Here is a 3838-nt window from a genome sequence, read left to right on the forward strand (position 1 = left end):
GCTGCGGCTCAGCGGAGTTGACGGACTCGGCCTCGGTCACGTTGTTGCTGGTCATCGATGCATCCTCCTTGATCAGGAGTTACACCGATCGTTTTGCAGTCCCTTCAACCTCGGTAGAAGTGTTGGGTGGGCGGGGTGCGGGGATGGGGTGTGTGCTGTTGGGTGAGGGTGCGGTGCATGCGGGGGTGGGTACCGGTGAGGTGCAGGGTTACGTGGGCGGCGTGGGCCTGGCGTGCGAGCCGGTGCAATGCGCGTAGACCTGTTTGGTCGCAGAAGGTGAGTTCGGTCAGGTCCAGGCGGAGGTGGCGGGGGTGGGTGTTGAGGGCGGCGGTGGTGGCTTGCTCGAAGAGGGGGGCGGTGGCGAGGTCGAGTTCTCCGTTCAGGTGAAGGTCGACGGTGTCGCGGTGCCAGAAGGTGTGGGTCTGGAGCAGGTCTTCTGCTCGCATGGCCGCCTCCGCTTCCCCGTAGGGTCTGGCCTTGTTTCCCGCATTTCCGGCAGTCCGGGTGGTCCCGGGGCAGTGGGGGGTGTCCAGGATTGCAGATTAGGTGTGTTACGCGGCGTCGAGGGTGGCCCAGTGGTCGATCAATCCGTCGGCGTCGCAGCCGGTGCCGGCCTGGTCGGCGAGGGTGGTGATGATGTTCCCGCCTCGTCCGTGCTCGCCTTCGGGTCGCAGGGCGGCCCAGCCGGTGGCGGGCTGGGGTCCGCCGTCGCTGACGTGGACCTGCACCTGTCCGGTGCCGTCCACGGTGGTGTGCAGGTGGAGGATGACGGGCGGCAAGGCGTGGGTGACGGCGTTGGTGACCAGTTCGGAGATGACCAGCAGCACGTCGTAGACCTGCTCCTCGTCCAGCCCCCAGGCTTTCAGGGCCGGCTGGGCGGCGTGGCGGGCGGTGGCTGGGGCCAGCAGGTTGTGCTGCAGGGGCAGAGTGAAGACGCGCTCACCGGTCCCGATGGCCTGCGGCACGGGGGTCTGCGGGCTGGCGGGGGAGGAGATGGTGGTCGTCATCGGTATCACTGCCTGTCCAGTGGGGCCGGGAGCCTACGTCTTTGTCTGCTGCTTCCATCACACGCCCATGGAGCACATAAACCCTGAGCAATCAATGCCCAAACATGAAGAAATCGGGCATCGGGTTCAAGGTCATGAGGGTGGGGCGGCATACCCGACCATGTGTAGGGCGACTGGACTGAACCGCTCCGGGATCGGTGGAGGCTCTATGCGTTGGCTCCAGCCGCCGGTTGGGGCTGGTGCTGAGCGTAGTAGTTGGTCTCGTATCCGTGGGGCGGGATGTCTCCGATCGCGCTGTGGAGCCGTTGGATATTGAACCAGTCGACCCATTCCGCGGTGCCGAGTTCCACGTCGGCGAGGCCGTGCCAGGGCCGACGGGGCTTGATCAGCTCCGCTTTGTAGAGGCCCGATCTGGGACTCCATGAGCCCGTTGTCCTAGTGACCTGAGTCAGAGATTCATCGTTAGTCGGGTATGAGTCGTCCTGGTCCGAGGATTCCGCCGTTGTCCGTCACTGATGCCCAGCGGTCGGTGCTGGAGGGCTGGTTGCGCCGCCGGACGACGGCGCAGGCCCTGGCTCAGCGGTCGCGGATCGTGCTGGAGTGCGCTGAGGGTCACTCGATCATGGAGGTGTCCCGTCGGCTGCGGATCGCGCCAGACACGGTCCGCACCTGGCGGCGCCGCTTCATCGAACGGGGTCTGGACGGCTTGTGTGATGACCCGCGGCCTGGCGTCCCGCGGAAGATCACCGATGCCGACGTCGAACGGGTCATTGTCAAAACCCTGGAAGAGACGCCGAAGAACGCGACCCACTGGTCGACCAGGTCGATGGCCGCGGCCATGGGAATGTCGCAGTCGACGGTCTCGAGGATCTGGCGGGCGTTCGCACTGGCACCGCACCGGTCGCAGACCTTCAAGCTGTCCACGGACCCGCTGTTCATCGACAAGGTCCGCGATGTGGTCGGCCTCTACCTCGACCCACCGGAGAAGGCCCTGGTCCTCTGCGTGGACGAGAAGTCACAGATCCAGGCCCTCGACCGGTCCCAGCCGGTCCTGCCGATGATGCCCGGAGTGCCCGAACACCGCAGCCACGACTACGTCCGCGCCGGCACCACCACCCTCTTCGCCGCCCTCGAGGTCGCGACCGGCAAGGTGATCGGGTCCCTCCACCGCCGCCACCGGGCCGCTGAGTTCAAGACGTTCCTGGCCAAGGTGGACAAGGCGGTTCCCGCGGGTCTCGAGGTGCACCTGATCCTCGACAACTATGCGACCCACAAGACCCCGGACATCAAGAAGTGGCTGCTGGCCCATCCGCGGTTCCACCTGCACTTCACCCCGACCAGTGCGTCGTGGCTGAACCTGGTGGAGCGATGGTTCGCCGAGCTCACGCAGAAGAAGCTCAAGCGCGGAGTCCACCGTTCCGTCCAGGCCCTCGAACGCGACATCCGGGCCTGGCTCACCGACTGGAACAAGCAGCCACGGCCCTTCGTCTGGACGAAGACCGCCGACGAGATCCTCGACAAGGTCGCCGCCTACTGCCACCGAATCTCTGACTCAGGTCACTAGAGCCTGTCGGAAAAATGATCTCTGCGAAGCTGTGAGGCAGAGATCATTGGAGGGTCGATGGGCATCGAGCTTGAACTGCACTCCGGGAGGCCTCGCAAGGGTCCGTCTCGGACAACGTTGCTTCGTGGGTCCTACGCACACGGCGACGCGCTGGCGCGTGCGCTGAGTGCGCTCGACCGCCACGGGCCCGGCAAATTGGGCTGGGTTGACCCGTACGGGGACACCATGTTCAACGAGCAGGAGGCCGAAGTCGCTCGTCAGGAGGTTGCTGTCCTGGTGCGCAACTGCTCAGACGAGGGGCAGCGGGCGGCCCTCCTCGACCTGGGTGTGCTCCTGGAAGCGTGTGCGGCAACGCCGGGCAGCTACCTGTGGTTCATAGGCGACTGAGGTCGGTCGATAATTGATCTTGTGACGGGTCGAGGTGAGCTGACGGATGCGGCGTGGGAGCGGATAGAACCGCTGTTGCCGCAGGTGGACGGGCGTGGCCGTCCGTGGCGTGACCACCGCCAGGTGGTCAACGGGGTTCTATGGCGACTGCGGACCGGGGCCCCGTGGCGTGACCTCCCCGACCGGTACGGGCCGTGGCAGACCGTCTACGAGCGGTTCGCCCGCTGGGAGTGCGATGGGACCTGGGCGAAGCTGCTGGAGCATGTCCAGGTCCGCGACGACGCGGTGGGCCGAGTGGATTGGAGCGTCTCGATCGACTCCACCATCAACCGGGCCCACCAGCACGCCGCCGGCGCCCGCAAAAAGGGGACACGGACGGGGACGAACCGGAAGCTCCGGGCCGCGCGCAGGCGCGCCAGGCCCTCGGCCGCTCCCGGGGAGGGCTGACCACCAAAGTCCACCTCGCCGTCGACGGCCGGGGCCTTCCTCTGTCGATCGTGCTCACGCCCGGCAACGTCAACGACGCCACCGCCTCCGGCCAGGTCCTCGCCGGAATCCGCGTCCCGCGCGCCGCAGGAGGCCGCCCGCGCACCACACCCGAACGCGTGCTGGGCGACAAGGCGTACTCCAGCAGGGCGATCCGCCACCTACTGCGGCGTCGGAGCATCGTCGCCACGATCCCCGAGCGCCGCGACCAGGCGGCCAACCGCCGACGGCGCGGGACCCTCGGCGGCCGGCCACCCGCATTCGACAAGGCCATCTACCGCGACCGCAACGTAGTCGGTGGGGTCTGGTGCAGGTTCGGGTGACAGGTTTGGTCACGCGGCCTGGAGGTCCGGTGTGGTCATGACGGTCTCGTATTCGACGGGTGTCAGGCGGC

Annotated in this window: 4 protein-coding genes and 2 pseudogenes; 3 read left to right on the forward strand and 3 right to left on the reverse strand. The window is 66.9% G+C overall.

Annotation, left to right across the window (positions count from 1 at the left end; translation table 11 throughout):
• Positions 1-104: 104 nt before the first annotated feature.
• From ABZ457_RS30475 to ABZ457_RS30485, 3 genes and pseudogenes are all read right to left on the reverse strand, one after another.
• The gene (locus tag ABZ457_RS30475) at positions 105-446 is read right to left on the reverse strand and encodes an STAS domain-containing protein (RefSeq protein WP_359164286.1); all 342 of its coding nucleotides are present in this window, start codon (positions 444-446) and stop codon (positions 105-107) included.
• A gap of 105 nt (positions 447-551) precedes the next feature.
• Positions 552-1007, reverse strand: coding sequence for an ATP-binding protein (locus ABZ457_RS30480; RefSeq protein ID WP_359164288.1), 456 nt, complete (start codon positions 1005-1007; stop codon positions 552-554).
• Positions 1008-1213: 206 nt separating this feature from the next.
• Positions 1214-1417, reverse strand: a pseudogene (locus ABZ457_RS30485) (integrase core domain-containing protein); the annotation flags it as partial.
• A gap of 62 nt (positions 1418-1479) precedes the next feature.
• Here ABZ457_RS30485 and ABZ457_RS30490 point away from each other — a divergent pair.
• The 3 genes and pseudogenes from ABZ457_RS30490 to ABZ457_RS30500 form a co-directional block, all read left to right on the forward strand.
• Positions 1480-2571: an IS630 family transposase gene (locus ABZ457_RS30490; RefSeq protein ID WP_359164289.1), complete on the forward strand. Its 1092-nt coding sequence runs from the start codon at positions 1480-1482 to the stop codon at positions 2569-2571.
• Positions 2572-2796: 225 nt separating this feature from the next.
• Entirely contained in the window at positions 2797-2958 is a 162-nt protein-coding gene (locus ABZ457_RS30495; protein ID WP_359164291.1) for a hypothetical protein, read from the forward strand.
• 21 nt (positions 2959-2979) lie between these two features.
• Positions 2980-3740, forward strand: a pseudogene (locus ABZ457_RS30500) (IS5 family transposase); the annotation flags it as partial.
• Positions 3741-3838: the final 98 nt, after the last annotated feature.

The organism is Streptomyces sp. NPDC005805 (assembly GCF_040630445.1).
In the GTDB taxonomy this organism is placed as follows: Bacteria; Actinomycetota; Actinomycetes; order Streptomycetales; family Streptomycetaceae; genus Streptomyces.